Here is an 18,094-nt window from a genome sequence, read left to right on the forward strand (position 1 = left end):
CCCACGCCGACGTGGGGCGAACGGCGCCGCGAGGTGGGTGGGGGCGTCAGGGCTGCTGGAGGTCGGGGGCGGGGAGGAGGGCGTCCGGGATGCCGTACGCCGCGACGAGGTCGCCGGCGAGCGGACGGATCCGGCGGCACAGCTCGTTGACCTCGCGGGTGATCGCCTTGGCGCGCGGGGCGGCGAGGCGGCCGTGCTCCATGAACCAACCACGGTCCCGCTCGATGGCGGCCAGGGCGTGCAGGTCGCGCAGCAAGGTGAGCGCGACCTTCACATCGCCCTCGGGCTGGTCGGCGGTCTTGGTGGCGAAGGCCTCCAGGACGAGCCGCTCGACGTGGGCCCGGGCCGCCGCGACGACGTGGTCCTGGGCCCGCGAGAAGGCCACGGCCGGGTCGAGGCCCTCGTCGATGCCGCGCTTGAGCCGCCGGGCGACTCCCGAGAGGGTGTGCTCCTCGCGGAAGCGCAGCATCGCCAGCTGGTAGTCGGGGTCGCGTAGGCCGGCCTCCCGGTCCCAGGCGTCGTCGCCGCCGGGCAGCGCGTCCTTGATCGCCTCGAACAGCTTGTGCGCCGCGGTTCTCTCGATGACGACCTCCAGCGCCTGCCCGGCGACGAAGCGGACCATGCCGAGCTGATCCAGATCCTCGAAGTCGCCGGCGTAGTCGGTCAGCAGCCCCTTCGCGACCAGCTGGAGCAGGACGTGGTTGTCGCCCTCGAAGGTCGTGAAGACGTCGGTGTCGGCCTTGAGCGCCGCGAACCGGCTGCCCGCGAGGTAGCCCGCGCCACCGCAGGCCTCGCGGCATTCCTGGATCGTCCGGGTGGCGTGCCACGTGCCGAGTGCCTTCGTGCCGGCCGCGCGCGACTCCAGCTCGCGTCGTGCCTTCTCGTCGCCGGTGGACGACGAGAAGACGTCGTGAGTGCGCGCCGCCAGCGCCTCCTGCGCGAAGTGCAGGGCGTAGCTCTCCGCGAGCAGCGGCAGCAGCCGGCGCTGGTGGAGGCCGTAGTCGAGGAGCAGCTCCTCGCGGTCCGGCGAGGTCGCGGTGAACTGCCGCCGGCACTCGGCGTACCGGATGGCCACGGTGAGGGCGACCTTGGCGGCGTTGATGCCCGCCCCAGAGACGCAGACGCGGCCCTGCACCAGGGTGCCGAGCATGGTGAAGAAGCGGCGGTCGGCGTTGTCGATCGCGCTGCCGTAGCGGCCCTCGGGGCTGACCTCGGCGAACCTGTCGAGCAGGTTGGCGCGCGGGATGCGGACGTCGTCGAACCACAGCCGGCCGTTGTCGACGCCGTTGAGCCCCAGCTTCAAGCCGTCGTCCTCGGCGCGGACGCCGGGGAGCAGCTCGCCGTGCGCACGGATCGGCACGACGAAGGCGTGGACGCCGTGCTGCTCGCCGCCGACGTCGAGCTGTGCGAAGACGACCGCGGCCTGCGCGTGGAGGGCGGCGTTGCCGATGTAGTCCTTGCGGGAGGCCTCATCGGGCGTCGAGATCACGAACTCGCCGGTCTCAACGTCGTACGACGCGGTGGTGCCGAGCGCCTGCACGTTGGAGCCGTGCCCGGTCTCGGTCATCGCGAAGCAGCCCAGCAGCCGCCCCGCGACCAGATCCTCGAGATAGGCGTCGTGGTGGCGCTTGGTGCCCAGCATCAGCAGGGCTCCGCCGAAGAGGCCGAACTGGACGCCGACCTTCACCAACAGCGAGAGGTCGCCGTAGGCGAGGGTCTCGAACGCCGCGATCGACGCGCCGAGGTCGCCACCTCCGCCGTACTCCTCGGGGAAGCCCATGCCTGTCTGCCCGGTCTGCGCCATCGCGACGAGGAGCCCCAGAACCCGCTCGCGGTACTCCGCTCGCGGCAGCGTCTCGGCGTCCGCGAGCACGCCCGCGTGCTCGGTCAGGTTGCTCCGCACCAGGTCGCGGACCTCGGCGTACCGACCGTCCAGGAGCTGCCTCAGGGCAACGACGTCGACCCGGGGCGCTGGGTCGGGAGCACTCGCCATACCAGGAACGTACCCACCCCACGAGGCGGGAGACATGGCGCCACTCCTCCCACCTCGCGGGGCCGTTTGCCCCACCTCGCGGTCAGGGGCGGGCGAAGAAGTTGGGAGCGATCCAGGAGTACATCGACACCTCGTCGACGTCGGCGCCGGTGTGCGGGGCCTGGATGATCAGGCCGTTCCCGACGTACATCGCGACGTGGTAGATCGACGACGGGCTGCCCGAGGAGCCCCAGAAGACGAGGTCGCCCGGACGCAGCGCACTCGGCGAGATCGGCGTGGACTCGGCGTACTGCGCCACCGAGTAGTGCGGCAGGCTGATGCCGCCCGCGCGCCAGGCACCCATGGTCAGGCCCGAGCAGTCCCACGAGCTCGGCCCGGCCGCGCCCCACACGTAGGGCTCACCGAGCTGGCTGCGGGCGAAGGCGATCGCGCGCGCCGCACCGCCGGAAGGAGCCGGCGGAGCAGGGGGCGGCGTGGTCGGCGTGGTCGGCGTCGTGGGCGAGGTCGACGGGCCCTGGTTCTCGGCTGCCTGCTGGGCCGCCTTCTGCGCGGCCGCTCGGGCGGCCTCACGGCGGGCCTTGCGCTCCGCGGCGCGCTGCGCGGCCTCGCGGGCCGCCTCCTCGATGCCCGCCTGCCGCTTCTGCGCCATCTTCACGCTCACGTGCTGGAGCCGGGCCATCCGGCGGATCAGGTGGGTCTTGAGGGCCGCGATCTGCTCGGTCTTCAGCTGGGCCGCGTTCGCGGCGGCGATGGCGGCGTCACGGGCCGACTTGGCCTCGGCCGCGAGCCGGGCGGCCTTCGCCTGCGCGGCCTCGGCCTGGTCGCTGGCGACGCCGGCCAGGGTGGACGACGCGGTGTACGACGCCGCGGTGTGGTCCATGGCGCTCTGGGCGTTCTGAAGCGTCGACATCGTGTCGACGACCGACGACATGCCGTCCGCGCCCTGGAGCGCTGCCAGCGGGCTGAGCGAGGGTCCCATCTCGTACGACGTGACCACGGTCGCCGCGTACGCCGCGTGCTGGCGGCGCGCGTCGCCGGCCGCGATCGTCGCGTGCTCGGACGCCGTGCGCGCATCCTGCCGGGCCTGCTGGAGCTCCCACCGCGCGCCGTTGTAGCGCTCGGCGGCCTGCTCGGCCGTCGTCGCGGCGGCGTGGGCCTCGATGTCGGCCTGCTCCAGCTGGTGCTTCACGCCGGCGACGCTGTCGGCCGCGTGGGCCGCCCGGTGCCGGGCGTCCTGCACCTGGTGCTTGCTGGGGTACACGTGATGCCCCGCCGAGGTCGCCGCGGACGCGGCGGCCACGCCGGTGAGGCCCGTGACCAGGGAGAGGGCGAGGGCGGTGACGCCGACTCGGTGCACGGGTGTTCCTCCTGCTGGGCACGTGGGCTGCTGGGCTGAGAGGTCACGGGTGGCTTCCTCTCCACCCGTGACAACTCGCAGCACGCTAATGCTCAGGAGTCACAAAAGGAACATCTTTCTCAAAATTCACAGGAGTTCCCCGCGTGTCGCCTTGACGAACTACAACGTTGTCATTCCGGCACCGGCACTTCCGTCACCCGGTGACGGACGAACGTCTGGCCGCTGGCCCAGCCCCCGACGTAGAACGAGAAGAGCGCGATCGCGACCCCGGCGACGTCGTCGGCGACGTAGTGCCAGCCGAAGTAGAGCGTCGCGACCGCGGTGCAGCAGGTGTTGACCCAGAACACGATCTTCAGCCAGCGCATCGTCGTCGTGTACTGGATCATCAACGCCACCAGCAGCGTGATCGCGACGTGCAGGCTCGCGAAGCCGGCCACCCCGCTCAGGGTGCTGGTGAGCGGCTCCAGCGACGGAGCGCTGGTATTGACCGCCCAGACCCTGCTGTTGGCCAGGGAGTTCATCAGGCGGCCGGCGTTGGTGTTCTCGACAGTCTGGTAGAGCCACGGGTGCTGGAAGCCGGGGCCCAGCGTGGGCAGGGCGAAGTAGGAGATCGTGCCTAGGGTCCAGGCCAGGCACTGCGAGGCGGCGAACCAGTATCCGAAGCCGATGTTGCGCGACCACACCAGCCAGACCGCGAGGGCCAGGGGCACCAACGGCAGGAACCACAGGTAGACGCTGGAGAGGAACTCCGCGGAGATGCCGTCGCCGAGGAGGTTGTGGAGCACGATCGCGGGCTCGTGTCCGAGGAAGATCGACTTGTCCATGCTGAACAGCGGCCGGTCGAACTTGTGGTCGCGGCCCTCGATGAAGGGCAGCTGCGACTTCAGGTTCCGGTAGCTGACGTAGGTGATGTAGAAGCACAGGATCCCGCTGACCACCAGGACGATCCGCTGACGGGTCCAGTGGGAGTGCAGCCGCTCGCGGAAGACGGTGGGCATCCGCCCGGGGCGGCATCGCGAGACCCAGAGCGTGCGCGGCACCAGGTCGATGCCGAAGCCGAGCGCCAGGATCGTCGGCAGCCGGAGGTACGACGGGCCGATGAAGCCGTCGGGGTCGACCAGCTTGGCGTTGAAGACCACGGCGCCGATGATCGCCAGGACGCCCATCGACACGGCGATCGACACCATGAGGATGTGGGCGCGGCGGAACACGCCGGTCAGTGTAGGCGCGGCCACGGACGGCTCATGACCGGTGCGGAGACGGCAGGACGGCGGTCCGGGTCAGGTCCACGCGCAGCCGGACGACGTCGCCGGGGGCAGCCCGGCGGTCGAGCGCCGCAACGGCGTCCAGCTCGCCGGCGCCGGTGCGGACCACGAGCCTCAGCTGACCGGGGGTGGTCCGCACGTCGGTCACCTCACCGTGCAGAGGTCCGTCGTCGGCCACCGTCAGTGCCGACCGGCGTACGGCGAGAGCCGGGGCGGCGGGCAGCCCGGCGGCGGCGAGGAGCTCGGCGGCGGCCGGCCCTTCGAGCACGCGCGCATAGCCCAGGAACAACGCCGTCTCGGGGTCGGCCGGACGACGCCACACGTCGGCGATCGGCCCGGCCTGCACGATCCGCCCCGCCCGCATCACCGCCAGGTCGTCGGCGACGGCGAATGCCTCCTCGTGGTCGTGGGTCACCATCACGGCCGTCGTGCCCGCCTCCACCAGGATGCGCCGCAGGTCCTCGGCGAGCCGCTGGCGCAGTCCCGCGTCGAGGGCGCTCAGCGGCTCGTCGAGCAGCAGGAGCCGCGGCGAGGCCGCCAGGGCCCGGGCGAGGGCGACGCGCTGGCGCTCGCCTCCCGACAGCGTCGACGGCAGCCGCTCGCCGAATCCGGCCAGGCCGACCAGGTCGAGCAGACCCGCGACCCGCCCGGCCACCTCGACCCTCGGCGTACGCCGGATGCGCAGCGGGTAGCCGACGTTGCGGGCGACGCTGAGCTGGGGGAACAGCTGGCCGTCTTGGAACATCAGCGCGAAGCCGCGGCGATGGGCCGGCATCGAGGAGACGTCGGCACCCTCCCAGGTCACCCGACCCTGGGCCGGCTCGAGCCCGGCCACCGCGCGCAGCAGGGTCGACTTGCCGCACCCCGACGGCCCGAGCACGGCCAGCACCCGCCCGGCCTCGAGGTCGAGGTCGGCACCGCTGACCGCGGGCACCGCGTCGTAGCAGACCGAGAGGTCGCGCACCGCGAGCGCCCCCATCAGAAGGTCCCCACCGACGGCACCCGCAGCCGCTCCACCACGAGCATCACCAGCGCAGTGGTCGCACCGAGCACCACCGAGGCCGCCAGGGCCATGCCGTAGTTGAGGTCGCCCGGGTGTCCGATCAGCCGGTAGATCACCACCGGGAGGGTCGGCCGGTCGTCCTGGACGAGGAACGACGTCGCGCCGAACTCGCCGAGCGAGCAGGCGAAGGCGAACCCAGCAGCGGCCAGCAGCGGCTTCCAGATCGCCGGCAGGTCGACGACCAGCAGGGCCCGTGCCGGCGAGGCGCCGAGAGTGGCCGCGGCCTGGCGGAGGCGGTCGTCGATGCCGACGAGGACCGGCACCAGGACACGGACCACCAGTGGCAGCGCCACCAGGGCCTGTGCCACCGGGATCAGGGCCGGCGAGTCGCGCAGGTCCAGCGGCGGCCGGCCGAGGGTGATCAGGAAGCCGAAGCCGAGGGTCACCGCCGAGACCCCGAGCGGGAGCATGAAGAGCCCGTCGAGGAGGGCCCGAGCCCGGCGCTCCGCCCGCGAGCGCGAGCGCCGGGTCACGATCGTCGCGACGGCCAGGCCGAGGAGCAGGGACATCCAGGTGGCGTCGACCGCGATGCGCAGGGAGTTCACGACGGCGTCGGTGACCGGGACCAGCAGCGCCTGGTGGGCGCCGGGGGTCTGGAGCGCGCGGTAGTCGGCCAGGCCCCAGGACCCGTCGACGCGCAGTGACGCGACGACCAGCGACGCCAGCGGGCCGACGACGAGGAGCAGCAGGACGAGCGTGACCGCCACCGCAGGGAGGTCCGCGCGCCGGAGCCGCCGTCGGCGCACGCGAACCCGGGCCACGGCCGGGTCCGGCGTACGGCGTGCCCGGGCGGCCGCCAGGAGCAGCACCGTGACCACGAGCAGCTGGAGCACCGAGAGGGCGGCGGCTCCCTGGAGGTCGAGAAGGTCGTTGGTGAGCAGGTAGATCTGCGTCTCCACGCTGGAGTAGCGCAGGCCGCCCAGGGTCAGGACGATGCCGAACGCCGTCGCGCAGAACAGGAAGACGACGGTGGCGGCGGAGACCACGGCCGGCCGGAGTGCGGGCAGGGTCACGTCGCGGAGCACCTGGCGCGGTGACGCGCCGAGGGCGGCCGCCGCCTCGCCGGGACGCGGGTCGAGTGACTCCCAGGCGCCGCCGACGACGCGGATCACGACCGAGGCGTTGAAGAACACCATGCCGGCCACGATCGCGGCGGGCGTGCCGTCCAGGCCCAGGGACGCCAAGGGGCCCTGGGCACCGATCAGCAGCTCGAAGGCGACCCCGACGACGACCGTGGGGAGCACGAACGGCACGACGAGCACGGCGCGCAGCGCGGCCCGGCCGGGGAACGCCACCCGGTGCAGCAGGTAGGCGGCCGGGAGCCCGAGCGCGCACGACAGGACCGTGGCCACCGAGGAGGTCCAGACCGTGAACCAGACCGCGCGGCGGATCTCCGGCCGGGCCAGGACGTCCAGGACCCCGCCGGCGTCGAGCCGGCCGTGCTGGACGAACCCGCGGCCGACCATCCCGGCCACCGGCAGGCCGAAGAAGACGCCGAGAACCAGCAGGGGCACGAGCGCGGTGGCCGCGAGCGCGGCGAGGCGGCGGGTCTGGTTCACGTCCCTCAGCCGCTCACGAGGTTGCTCCACTCGCGCAGCCAGTCGTCGCGATGGGCCGAGATGGCGGCCGGAGTCACGGCGTACGGGTGACGCGGCTGGACGGCGTACCTCGCCCAGGCGGCCGGCAACGGCGTGCCCTCTCGCACCGGGAAGACGTACATCGCGGCGGGCAGGGCCCGCTGCACGGCCGGGCTCAGCAGGAACTCCACGAACGCCTTGGCGCCGACGGGGTTCGCCGCGCCGGTGAGGACCCCGGCGTACTCGACCTGGCGGAAGCAGGTGTCGAGCAGAGCCTTGGTCGTGGAGCTCGTGCCGCCCTTCGGCACGGTGAAGGCCGGCGAGGAGTCGTAGGAGACGACGATCGGGTCCTTGCCGTGGCCGCCGCCCTGGGTGAAGTCGGTCTCGTAGGCCTGGGTCCAGCCGTCGGTGATCGTGGCCCCTCCGGCGAGGAGCTGCTTCCACCAGCCGACCCAGCCGTCGCCGTACTTCCCGATGGTGCCGAGCAGGAACGCCAGCCCGGTCGAGCTGGTGGTGGCACCGGGGACCGCGATCAGGCCGGCGTAGGCGGGCTTGACGAGATCGGCGAACCCGCGCGGCGGCGCGAGGTGATGGTCGGCGAACCAGCCGGTGTCGATGTTGACGCAGACGTTGCCGTTGTCGACGGGCGCCAGACGTCCGTCGTCGCCGGGCACGACGTACTGCGCGGCACCCGGTGGGAGGGGGACGTCGGACCGGGCGAAGACGCCGGCGTCGAGGGCCCGGCTCGCGAAGGTGTTGTCGACGCCGAAGGACACGTCGCCGGTCGGGTCGCCCTGGGTCAGGACCAGCTTGTTGGTCAGGGTGCCGCCGTCGCCCGAGGCGTGGATGACGAGGTGGTAGCCGGACTCCTGGTCGAACCTCGCGACCAGCGGCTTGGGCAGCACGAAGGAGTCGTGGGTGACCAGCACGACGTCCTTGGAGCTGGCGTGCTCGCCGTCGGACCCGACCAGCGAGCACGCGCCCAGCGGGAGGACGACACCGAGTGCGGCGGCGACCAGAGCGAGCGTGCGCCTGCCTCGACGGTGGACAACCATGGAGCTGACTCCCTTCGCCGGTGCTAACCGGATCAGGTTCGGAGGGTCTGCGGCCACACCCGCACTCTCAGCCCCGGACGGGGCTCCCCTGTCTTGTGCCCTCCACCCTACGCCGACCCTCGGTTGGTCGACGGGGTCGCCCGGTGTGGACCCTGCGTTGCTCGAGGAGCGACCTCAGTCACCGGTGAGCCAGGCGTGGGCGTCTCGGCCACTGTCGGTGAGCAGGAGGAGGTGCTCGCCGTGGGCGGCGACCGTGACGGTGTGGTCGCCGCGGACGTCGACGGGTGTCGGCAGGGGCACGTCGGAGAGCGAGGAGGCGGTCCCGGTCGCGAGGTGGAACGCCGCGCCGTCGCTCCAGGTGACGGCGAACCCGCCGCCGGTCCGGGCCAGCCCCGAGACGAACGCCGGCGAGGTCGCGCCCGGCCGGAGGGCCCCGAACCTCGTGGCGAGGCTCCAGCCGTCCGGGCCCTCCGACCACAGCCCGATCGCGCCGTCGTCGAGCCCGGCGACGACCGGCCCGGTCTGGGCCACGGTCACGCGCTCGGCGGTGGCAAGCCGGGTGCCACCGGGCAGCGGCGCGGGCGTCCAGGGGCCGGCTCCCGTGCCCGACCACACCGTGCCCACCAGCCGGCCGCTGGACCGGCTCGAGTCGCCGACCACGGTCCACGACCCGTGCCACCACGCGGCGTCGAGCGCCTGGGTGGTCGCCGAGCCGGTGTTGGCCAGGCCCGGCGCGCGCGCGTGCAGGATGAACCGCCGGCCGGTCGGCGAGCTCCAGACGGCCGCCCCGCTCACCCGCGTGCCGGTGACGAGATATCCCGCGGCACCGCCGGACAGCCGGTTCACCGAGACCGCGTCCTGCCCGCCGTACTGCTCGAACGGCGCCCGGACGGCGGTCAGCGACCCGTCCCCGCCCTGGTGCCAGGTCTCGACCCGAGGGTTCCCGTGAGCGCCGCCGGGCTTGGCGCCCAGCGCCGCGACGTGACCGCGCGAGCAGCCGAGGGAGGTGAGGATCGCGCGCTCGGCGTAGTAGTCGGCACCGGGGTGCAGGGCCACCGGCCGCCACTGCGCGCCGTCCGCACTCGCCCACATCGCCGGCCGGGTGTTGCCCCGGGCGCCGGCGGTGGCGCCCGCGACGTACCACCGGCGCCCGCACCAGGTCGCGCTCTGGACCACGGCGTGGCTGCCCGCGGGCACCGGCAGGTTCCGTTCCTGCCACGTCAGCCGCGACGGAGACGCCCCGCCGCCACAGGCCGCCACCGAGCCGGCCACGGCGACAGCGGCGGCGACGCCGACGAGCCTCGCCACGCTCCGCCGTACCCTCACCCGGACGAGGCTAGTGGCGTGGCCGGCGCCGGGCTCGGGCTCCTGCTCACACCTCCGCCGGCTCCTCCTGCCAGGCGTCGTGGGCGCGCTCGATGTCCTCGACGATCTCGTCGTGCTCCCCGAGGTACGCCGTGCCGGCCCGGACACCCCACAGGTAGATCGCCAGGGAGATCACGCCGATCACCACCGAGTCCCACGGGCCGGGGAGCCAGCCGCGACCGCCGAAGCTGCCGGCGTACGAGACGGCGTAGACCAGCACGAGGTAGACCACCAGCCAGATCCCGCCGCCGACCTCGCCGCGTCCGAAGCGATGACGCAGGTGGGCGAACACGTAGTACAGCAAGGTCGCCACGACCACCGGGATCGTCTTGCGCAGGATGTCCCACGGCTCCCACAAGATGACCAGGGTGCTGACCACGAAGGCCGCGGGCGCGATCACCCGCATCCCCCGCAGTCGGGTGGACTCCTCGCCGATGTCGTTGTTGCGGAAGACGTGGAGCGAGACCGAGCCGACCGAGAAGGTGAAGACCGCCAGGACGCTCATCACCTCGACCAGCGACTGCCAGCTCGGGAGGACGACGATGAACACCACGCCGACGGCCAGGTTGAACAGCAGCGCCTTCGCGGGGACGCCGGTCCGCTCGTTGACGTCGGTGAACATCCGGGGCAGCAGCCGGCTCTTGGCCAGGCCGTAGGCGTTGCGCGCGTTGGACGCCGTGTAGACGATGCCGGAGCCCGACGGCGAGACCATCGAGTCGGCGATCAGCAGCCAGTAGAGCCACATGAAGCCCAACAGCTTGGCCAGCTGGGCGAACGGCGAGTCGAAGTCGACGCCGGACCAGCCGGCCTTGGCGAGCATGCCGCTCGGGACCGCCATCAGGAACGCGACCTGGAGCAGCATGTAGAGCACGAACGCGACACCGATCGTGCCGACGAGGGCGCGCGGGATGTCGCGCTTGGGATCCTTCGCCTCGCCGGAGAGCTCGATGATGTTGCGGAAGCCGGTGTAGGCGAAGATCATCCCGGCCGTCGCGATCGCGCTCAGGGCGGCGCTCCACCCCATCGGGGCGAACCCCTGGGAGCTGAAGTTGCCGGTGCCGCCGGCGCCGCGGTGGTGGCCGAAGCCGGACGCCAGCAGCAGGGCCACGGTCAGGGCCGGGACGACGATCTTGAACGCCGTGACGACGTTGTTGGTCTTCGCGAACCACTGGACGCCGAAGTAGTTGACGACCACGAAGAGCGCCATCAGGCAGACCGCGAGGAAGAGCCCGAACGGCGTGAGCTTGTCGCCGCTGAAGATCCCGTCGACGTAGGAGTCGGCGTACTGGAGCACCGCGGCCGCCTCGGTGGGCGGGTTGCCGATGTAGGAGATCCACATCACCCAGCCGACGATCGTGGCGGCGAGCCGGCCGTTGGAGTAGAGCGGATAGCGCACCAGGCCACCGGACTCCGGCCGGACCATGCCGAGCTCGGCGAAGACCAGCGCGATCATCAGCATCAGCGCGCCGCCGATCACCCAGGCGACCAGCACGGCCGGGCCCGCGGCGTTCGCCCCGGCGTTCGCCGCCAGCAGCCACCCGGACCCGATCACCGACCCGACGCCGGTCGCCAGCAAGGACCAGAAGCCCAGCTCGTGCTTCAGGTTCCGGTCGTGCTCCGCAGTCTCGAGATCGCCGTCCACCCCCCGCCCGTTCCCGCCCCCCGGTGGCGTCATGCGCTGCTGCCAAATTCCCCGCTGACGCGGGGGAGTTGGCACTTATTGGCCGTTGCAACCCCCAATAAGTGTCAACAACCCCGCGTAAGCGGGGGTTCGTGCGACTGGTGGGACCAGGGCCGCATGGGGGCGGGGCGCACGGGTACGGCGTGGGCATGGGCGCCGTACTCGTTCCCGTCGTCGCGGTCATCATCGTGCTGGTGCTGGCGGCGTTCGCGATCAAACGGTTCGGGCGCGACGAGCGGGAGCACAGCGACCAGCTCCAGCGGCCCGACCGCCCGACCGTTCGCTACGAGGTGCCCTCCGGTCAGGATCCCGCGGCCGTGCTCACGGAGCTGCGCCAGGCCGGGTACGACGCGTCGGCCGACTCCGAGCCGGGTCCGTCGTCGCCGATCCTCATCATCGGCGGCCCGAGCGGCCAGGCGCCCGATCGGGAGCGGCTGCGGGCGGTGCTCGCGAACGCGTCGGTCAACGTCGACCCGGCCCACGACTCGGCGTCCGGCCAGACCCGCGCGACGGTGCGGTTCAGCGACGAGTGAGGTCCGAGTCGTCGGGGTGGTCGGCGACGGCCCGCGGACCGGCGATCAGGGCCGCGATGGCGGTGGTGACCGGTACGGCGAGGACCAGGCCGATCGCGCTGGTGAAGGTCCGGGCGACCTCCTCGGCCAGCGACTCCGTCGAGGCCAGGTCGAGGATCGGCCGGTCGTAGATGTAGAGCAGCATCAGCAGCACCAGCGCCGACCCGGCGTAGGCGAAGACGATCGTGTAGATGGTCGACGCGATGTGGTCGCGCCCGATCCGCATCGCGCCCGTGAACACCTCACGGCGTGAGGAGCCCGGGGCCGCTGCGCGCAGCTCCCAGACCGACGATGCCTGCGTGATCGTCACGTCGTTGAGCACGCCGAGACCGGCCAGCACCATGCTGCACGCCAGCAGGCCCTGGAAGCTCAGGCTGCTCCCGGCGAACGTCGAGAGGGTGCCTCCCGTCTCGTCGGCGATGCCGGTCAGGTGCGCGCTGCCGATCACGACCGTCCCGACCAGGGCGGTGAGACCGATGCCCACGAGCGTCCCGGCCAGCGCCGTGCTCGTGCGCAGGGAGACTCCGTGCGTCGAGTACAGGACGACGAACATGATCGCCGACGCGCTCACGCAGGCGACCGCCAGGCCGGGCTTGCCGCTCAGCAGCGCGGGGAACAGGAACCAGTACAGCGTCGCGGCGCTGATCACCAGCCCCACCACCGCCATCGCGCCGCGGCGTCCCGCCACCAGCAGCACGATGACGACGAAGACCAGGGCGAGCCACAGCAGCGGCATCGCGCGACGCACGGTGCTGTAGGCGTAGGTGACCGGCTGTCCGTCCTGCGCGGGCTGCCGCAGCAGCTCGAGGTGGTCGCCGCGACCGATGCCGGACGTCGTCACCTCAGTCGGCACCCGCACCGACGCCTGCTGGCCCTTCCCCGCCCCGTCCAGGATCTTGACCTCCACCATGTCGCAGCCCTTCGGCGCCTTGGTCCGCGAGCCGCCGGCCGGGCAGGCGGGCCCCACCGAGAGCACCTCGGCGTTCGGGGTCGTCACCCCCGGCGCGGCGTACGGCGCCTCGGCGCGGGCGCGGTCGACCGGCCCGTGGCCTGGCCACAGGGCGATCACGCCGACGACCGTCAGCAGTGCGGCGAGGGCGAGGAAGCCGAGGAGGACGACGCGCACGCGCCCGCCGATCTCGACGTCTCCGTCGCGGGGCGCGCGATGGGAGTGCGCGTGCGAGTGGGCCACGGGCCCATCCTGCCGGGTCGCCGAAGACCTCAGCCGAGCGAGTCGGGCAGACCCAGCGGTCCGAGCACGGCGTCCGGCCCCAGGGTGGTGATCTCCACGATGCGCCCGCCCTCGACGCGCAGCACGTCCACCTTGGCCGCGCGGTACGCCGAGTCGCCGGGACGGCGCAGATAGCTCACCGCCGCCGGCATCCGGTTCACCCCGACCGGGAGCAGGCGCCAGTCACCGTCGCGGTCCGGGCCGAGTCCGCGCTCGATCAGCGGCCGCACGGCCCCCAGCCCGTCGTACACCGAGGGGTACGGCGGCATGGTCACCCGCACGTCCGCGGACGCCGCGGCGACGGCCGCCGCGACGTCACAGCGCTCGTGAGCGTCGATGAAGACCGCGAGCAGCGCTCGCTCCTCCGGCCCCGGGTCGCTGGCCGACCACTCGGTGCGGTGCGAGGGCAGGTGCTCACGCATCGTGGCCCGAGCGCGCTGGAGCGAGGAGTTGGCCGCCGCCACGCTGGTCCGGAGCAGGCGGGCCGTGTCGGCCGCGGGCAGACCGAGGACCTCGCGCGCCAGCAGCGCCGCCCGCTGCCGAGGCGGCAGCACCTGCAGGGCGGTGAGGAAGGCCAGCTCGATCGTCTCGCGAGCCACGTAGGCCTGGTCGGGCTGCTCCTGCGCCGCCAGCTCGTCCAGCAGCGTGTCCGGGTACGCCGTCAGCCAGGTCACCTCGGTCCGGGCCACGACCTGCCGGTGCCGGGCTCGCGACCTGTCGATGCAGAGGTGGGTCGCGATGCGGTAGAGCCAGGCCCGGACGTTGTCGCCGTCGAAGCCGGAGCGGCCCCGCCACGCGCGCAGGTAGGTCTCCTGCACGGCGTCCTCGGCGTCGTCGTACGACGCGAGCATGCGGTAGCAGTGCACGTGCAGCTCGCGCCGATGCCGGGCGAACGCCTCCTCGAGGTCGGGCATCTCGGCGGGCATCTCAGCGGGCGGGGTTCTTGACCTCCTGGATCGCCCAGGAGTTCCCGTCCGGGTCGTCGAAGAAGACGAAGCTGCCGTAGTCGGCCCGGTCGGGCTCGGCCCCCGGGGTGGGCACACCGTCGACGAAGTGCTGCGGACCGCCGTTGGCGACGTCCCTCTCCTCGAGGAAGGCGTGCGCGGCCTCGATGTCGTCGACCACGAGCGTCGCCCCCTTGAGCGACCCCGGGGCGACCCCGCCCCCGAGGCCGGTCCCGAACACGATCGAGCACGCCGAGCCGGGTGGTGTCACCTGGATCGCGCGGAACGCGTCGTTGGGGTGGAAGTCGCTGTCGAGCCGGAACCCGAGCGTCTCGACGTAGAAAGCGCGAGCCCGCTCGACGTCCGCGACGGGCGCGATGACCACTTCCAGCTTCCAGTCCATCGTGATGTCTCCTCCTCGGTGGGTGCCCACTGTGGCAGGGCAGTCATCACGTACAACGACGAGGTGGGTGAGAGCTCATCGCTGCGCCGATGACCCGGGTCGGTCAGGAGGTCACGCGGGCTCCGGAACGTCGCCCCCGACCTCGGTCGCGACCGCCTCGGGCTGCGACCCCTCTACGGCGGGCTGGTCGGCGGGCTGGTCGGCGGGCTCGTCGGCGGGATCGTCGGCGGGATCGTCGGCCGCGGGCATGGTCTCGCCCTCGATCGAGATGTGCGGCAGCAGCTTGTCGAGCCAGCCCGGCAGCCACCACGCGGCCTCGCCGAAGAGGGTGACCGAGGCCGGCGCGAGGGTGACCACGAGGATGCCGGCGAGGACCACGGCCATCGCCAGGCCGACGCCGAACTGCTTGATCACCGGGTCGCCGTTGAGGATGAAGCTGGCGAAGACCGACGCCATGATCAGGGCCGCGGCCGAGGTGATCCGCGCGCTCGACCCCAGGCCCGAGGCCACCGCCTGCTTGGCCGGCTCGCCTTGGTGGTGGTGCGCCTGCACGTGGCTGACCAGGAACACCTCGTAGTCCATCGACAGCCCGAACAGCACCGCGAACATCATCAGCGGCACGTAGCTCGCGATCGGGACCGAGGAGTCGGGGGTGTCGATCCCCACCTGCGAGATCCCCCAGCCCCACTGGAAGACCGCAGTCAGGACGCCGAACGCCGCCGCAGCGGACAGCAGGTTGGTCACTGCGGCCTGGAGCGGGATCAGCACCGAGCGGAAGGCGACCATCAGCAGCAGGAAGCCGAGCAGGATCACGGTCCCGATCACCAGCAGAAGTCGGGCGCTGATCAGCGAGGCCAGGTCGACGTACGACGCGGTGTACCCGCCGACGTAGGACGTCATGCCGTCCTTGTTGACCGGTGGCAGCACGTCGTCGCGGACCGTCTTGACCAGGGCGGCGGTGTCGTCGGAGGCCGGCGAGGTCTTCGGAACCGCCGACAGCAGGACGACGTCGCCCTTCTTGTTCAGCTGCGGCGGCGTGAGGGAGACGACCCCCTGGGTCGCCGACAGGGCCTGCTGAAGGCTGACCACGCGCGGGTCGGTGCCGCGGGCGTCGCCACCGGCCGCGGTCACCATGTCGGTCAGCTGCTGCTGGAGCTTGAGGGCCTGCTGCTGTTGCTGCTGGGCCACCTTCTGCTGCTGCTTGAGCTCGTTGGCCTCGGCCTGGAGCTGGTCGCCCTGGGCCTGGAGGGCGTCGCCCTGCTTCTGCAGCTGGGCGGCCTGGGCCTGGAGCTGGGCGGCCTGCCGCTGGAGCGAGGCTGCCTGGGCTTGCAGGCTCGCCTTCTGCCGCTCGAGGTCGTCGGCCCGGGCCTGGAGCTGGTCGGCCTGTCGCTGGAGCGCGGCTGCCTTGGCCTCCAAGGTGCGCACCTGGGCCGCGAGTGCTCGCGCCTGCTTCTCCAGGGGCGCCAGCCTCGCCTTCACCGTCGCCTCGCGGTCATGCACCCGCGCGAGCCGCGCCTCCAGTCTCGCGAGCCGGCTGGGGTTGCCCTGGGCGTGCTTGATCCGTCGTTCCAGGACGCGCTCGCGGACCTCCAGCACCACCAGCCGAGCGGCCAGGGGCTTGATCTTGGCGGCCAGTGCCTGCGCCTTGCGCTTGAGGACCGCCTCTTGCCGCTCGAGGCCGCGCTTCTGCGCCTCGAGCTGCGCCTTCTGCCGCTGGAGCTGGGCGGCCTGCTGCTCCAGCGAGGCCTGCTGCGCCTTGAGCTGGTCCCCCTGGGCGGTCAGCGAGGCCTGCTTGGCCTTGAGCTCGTTGCCCTGCTGGGTCAGCGCCGCCTGCTGCGCCTGGAGCTGCTTCTGCTGCTGCTCGAGCTGCTTCTGCTGCTTCGGGAGCTCCTTCTGCGCCGTGGTCAGCTGCTTCTGGAGCGAGGTCGCCTTGTTGTACTTCTTGGTGTACTCGGCACTCGGCTGGGCCGCTGGCTGGAGCGACGAGGCGACCTGGAGCGGCCCGTTGAAGCCGACCCCGAAGCCGGCGGTGATCAAGTCGTAGGCCTTGCGCTCGGTGGTGTGCGGGTTGGTGGCGCCGATGTCCTCCTGCCCGAGCTCGAGGGAGAAGACGGGGATGATCATCGGCGCCAGGAAGGCCAGCGCCACGATGCTGATGACCACCGGGTGCCGGCGTACGACGCCAGACCAGCGGTGCCACATCCCCTGCCCGGGCACGTGCGGAGGCGAGATCACCTTCGGCACCGAGGCCCAGCGGATGCGGTGCTTGAGCAGGCCCAGGAACGCCGGCAGCAGCGAGATCGAGCCCAGCACTGCCGCCACGACGCCGATCGCCGACGCGACGCCGAGCGCCGTCACGAGCGGGATGCCCGCGACCGCCAGTGACAGCAGCGCGATCACCACCGTGCCGCCCGCGAAGACGATCGCGCTCCCGGAGGTCGCCACGGCGTTGGCGATGGAGTCGTGCATCGCCATGCCGTCGCGCAGCTGCTCCTGATGTCGGGTGACCAGGAAGAGCGCGTAGTCGATGCCGACCCCGAGGCCGATCATGGTGGCCAGGGTCGGGCCGCTGGTCGGGATCGACAGGATGTGGCCGACGAGACCGACGACCGACAGCGCCGCCCCCAGGCCGAGCACCGCGGTCAGGATCGGCATCCCCATCGCCATCAGGCTTCCGAGCACCAGGCTGAGGATGATCATCGCGACGACGATGCCGACGATCTCGCTGGTCTCGGACTCCTCGGTCGACAGCGTCGTGCCGATGTTGCCCGCGGCCTGGACGTCGATGCCGGCCTTCGTCGCGGGGTCGGCGGCGTCCACGACGTGCTGCGCGATCTCCTCGGTGAGGTCGCTCGAGGCGACGTCCATCAGCACCGGGGCGAACGCCGTCTGCTTGTCCTTCGACAGCAGGCCCGCCGTCTGCCCCGCACTGCTCAGCGGGTTGGTGACGCTGGAGACGTGGGGCTGCTTCTTGATCGCCTTGATGGAGGCGTTGACGGCCTGCTTGTACTGCTGGTCGGTGAGCTTGCCCGACTTGATGTGGAACACGATCGGGTTCGCGCCGTTCTGCTGGGGCGGGAACTTGGCCGCGAGCAGGTCCTTGGCCTCCTGGCTGCCGGTGCCGGGGAGGGAGAGGTCGTTGCTCGTCAGCGAGCCGAACTTGGCGACGGACCCGAAGACGATCACCAGGAGGACGACCCAGACGCCGATGACGACCAGAGGCTTGCGGGCGCAGAGCATGCCGAGCCTGTGAAGCAGACGCGCCACTGGTACCTCCCTGGCCGGCGTTGCCTCCCGGCACCGCCGGCGGCCTCCTCGAGCGGCGACAACCTATCGTGCGCGGGGGGCAGGTGAACAGCGGTTCAACGACCTCGGCGCGTCCCCTGGCCCGGGCGGGGCAGAGCGCCGAACGCGCATGGCCCGGCCCCACCAGGGGCCGGGCCACAGGACGGTTCGGTGCCGGGTCAGCTGATCCTGGTCAGCACCGCCGCGAGGTTGTTGAGCAGGTTCGGGTCCGGGGTCGCCGAGGTGGTCCTGGTCGGCAGGGAGGCTGCCGCCGCCCCCAGCGCCCAGGTCTGCGACTTCGCA

Annotated in this window: 13 protein-coding genes and 1 riboswitch; of the genes, 1 reads left to right on the plus strand and 12 read right to left on the minus strand. The window is 72.2% G+C overall.

The window, feature by feature from the left end; all coding sequences use genetic code 11:
• Positions 1–46: 46 nt before the first annotated feature.
• The 8 genes from VHW64_RS02370 to VHW64_RS02405 all read right to left on the minus strand — a co-directional run bounded on the left by VHW64_RS02370 (position 47) and on the right by VHW64_RS02405 (position 11,317).
• On the minus strand, positions 47–1,993 hold the full coding sequence (locus VHW64_RS02370; RefSeq protein ID WP_329648896.1) for an acyl-CoA dehydrogenase family protein: 1,947 nt from the start codon (positions 1,991–1,993) through the stop codon (positions 47–49).
• Positions 1,994–2,075: 82 nt separating this feature from the next.
• The gene (locus VHW64_RS02375; protein WP_329648897.1) at positions 2,076–3,350 is read right to left on the minus strand and encodes a C40 family peptidase; all 1,275 of its coding nucleotides are present in this window, start codon (positions 3,348–3,350) and stop codon (positions 2,076–2,078) included.
• Positions 3,351–3,520: 170 nt separating this feature from the next.
• Entirely contained in the window at positions 3,521–4,561 is a 1,041-nt protein-coding gene (locus tag VHW64_RS02380; RefSeq protein WP_329648898.1) for a phosphatase PAP2 family protein, read from the minus strand.
• A gap of 31 nt (positions 4,562–4,592) precedes the next feature.
• Positions 4,593–5,594, minus strand: coding sequence for an ABC transporter ATP-binding protein (locus tag VHW64_RS02385; protein WP_329648899.1), 1,002 nt, complete (start codon positions 5,592–5,594; stop codon positions 4,593–4,595).
• Positions 5,594–7,237 (minus strand): ABC transporter permease, encoded by a 1,644-nt coding sequence (locus VHW64_RS02390; RefSeq protein ID WP_329648900.1) that lies wholly within the window; start codon positions 7,235–7,237, stop codon positions 5,594–5,596. The genes VHW64_RS02385 and VHW64_RS02390 overlap by 1 nt, the downstream gene beginning before the upstream one ends.
• A 5-nt stretch (positions 7,238–7,242) precedes the next feature.
• Entirely contained in the window at positions 7,243–8,310 is a 1,068-nt protein-coding gene (locus tag VHW64_RS02395) for a thiamine ABC transporter substrate-binding protein (RefSeq protein WP_329648901.1), read from the minus strand.
• Positions 8,303–8,410: riboswitch (TPP riboswitch) on the minus strand. (Overlaps the previous gene by 8 nt.)
• Before the next feature lie 74 nt (positions 8,411–8,484).
• Positions 8,485–9,636 carry a hypothetical protein gene (locus tag VHW64_RS02400; RefSeq protein WP_329648902.1) on the minus strand — a complete coding sequence of 384 codons (1,152 nt, stop codon included), beginning with the start codon at positions 9,634–9,636 and terminating at the stop codon, positions 8,485–8,487.
• A gap of 46 nt (positions 9,637–9,682) precedes the next feature.
• Positions 9,683–11,317, minus strand: coding sequence for an APC family permease (locus VHW64_RS02405; RefSeq protein WP_329648903.1), 1,635 nt, complete (start codon positions 11,315–11,317; stop codon positions 9,683–9,685).
• A 188-nt stretch (positions 11,318–11,505) separates the two neighbouring features.
• Here VHW64_RS02405 and VHW64_RS02410 point away from each other — a divergent pair, with 188 nt between their 5' ends.
• Positions 11,506–11,889: a hypothetical protein gene (locus VHW64_RS02410; protein ID WP_329648904.1), complete on the plus strand. Its 384-nt coding sequence runs from the start codon at positions 11,506–11,508 to the stop codon at positions 11,887–11,889.
• Here the strand turns inward: VHW64_RS02410 and VHW64_RS02415 are convergent.
• The 4 genes from VHW64_RS02415 to VHW64_RS02430 form a co-directional block, all read right to left on the minus strand.
• Complete coding sequence (locus tag VHW64_RS02415) at positions 11,876–13,120, minus strand: YibE/F family protein (protein WP_329648905.1); 1,245 nt, start codon at positions 13,118–13,120, stop codon at positions 11,876–11,878. The genes VHW64_RS02410 and VHW64_RS02415 overlap by 14 nt on opposite strands.
• A 29-nt stretch (positions 13,121–13,149) precedes the next feature.
• Entirely contained in the window at positions 13,150–14,085 is a 936-nt protein-coding gene (locus VHW64_RS02420; protein WP_329648906.1) for an RNA polymerase subunit sigma-70, read from the minus strand.
• Position 14,086: 1 nt separating this feature from the next.
• Positions 14,087–14,506, minus strand: coding sequence for a VOC family protein (locus VHW64_RS02425; RefSeq protein ID WP_329648907.1), 420 nt, complete (start codon positions 14,504–14,506; stop codon positions 14,087–14,089).
• A gap of 111 nt (positions 14,507–14,617) precedes the next feature.
• Positions 14,618–17,773 (minus strand): MMPL family transporter, encoded by a 3,156-nt coding sequence (locus VHW64_RS02430; protein WP_329648908.1) that lies wholly within the window; start codon positions 17,771–17,773, stop codon positions 14,618–14,620.
• Between the last annotated feature and the right edge of the window lie 321 nt (positions 17,774–18,094).

The organism is Nocardioides sp., from assembly GCF_036267815.1.
Classification (GTDB): domain Bacteria; phylum Actinomycetota; class Actinomycetes; order Propionibacteriales; family Nocardioidaceae; genus Nocardioides.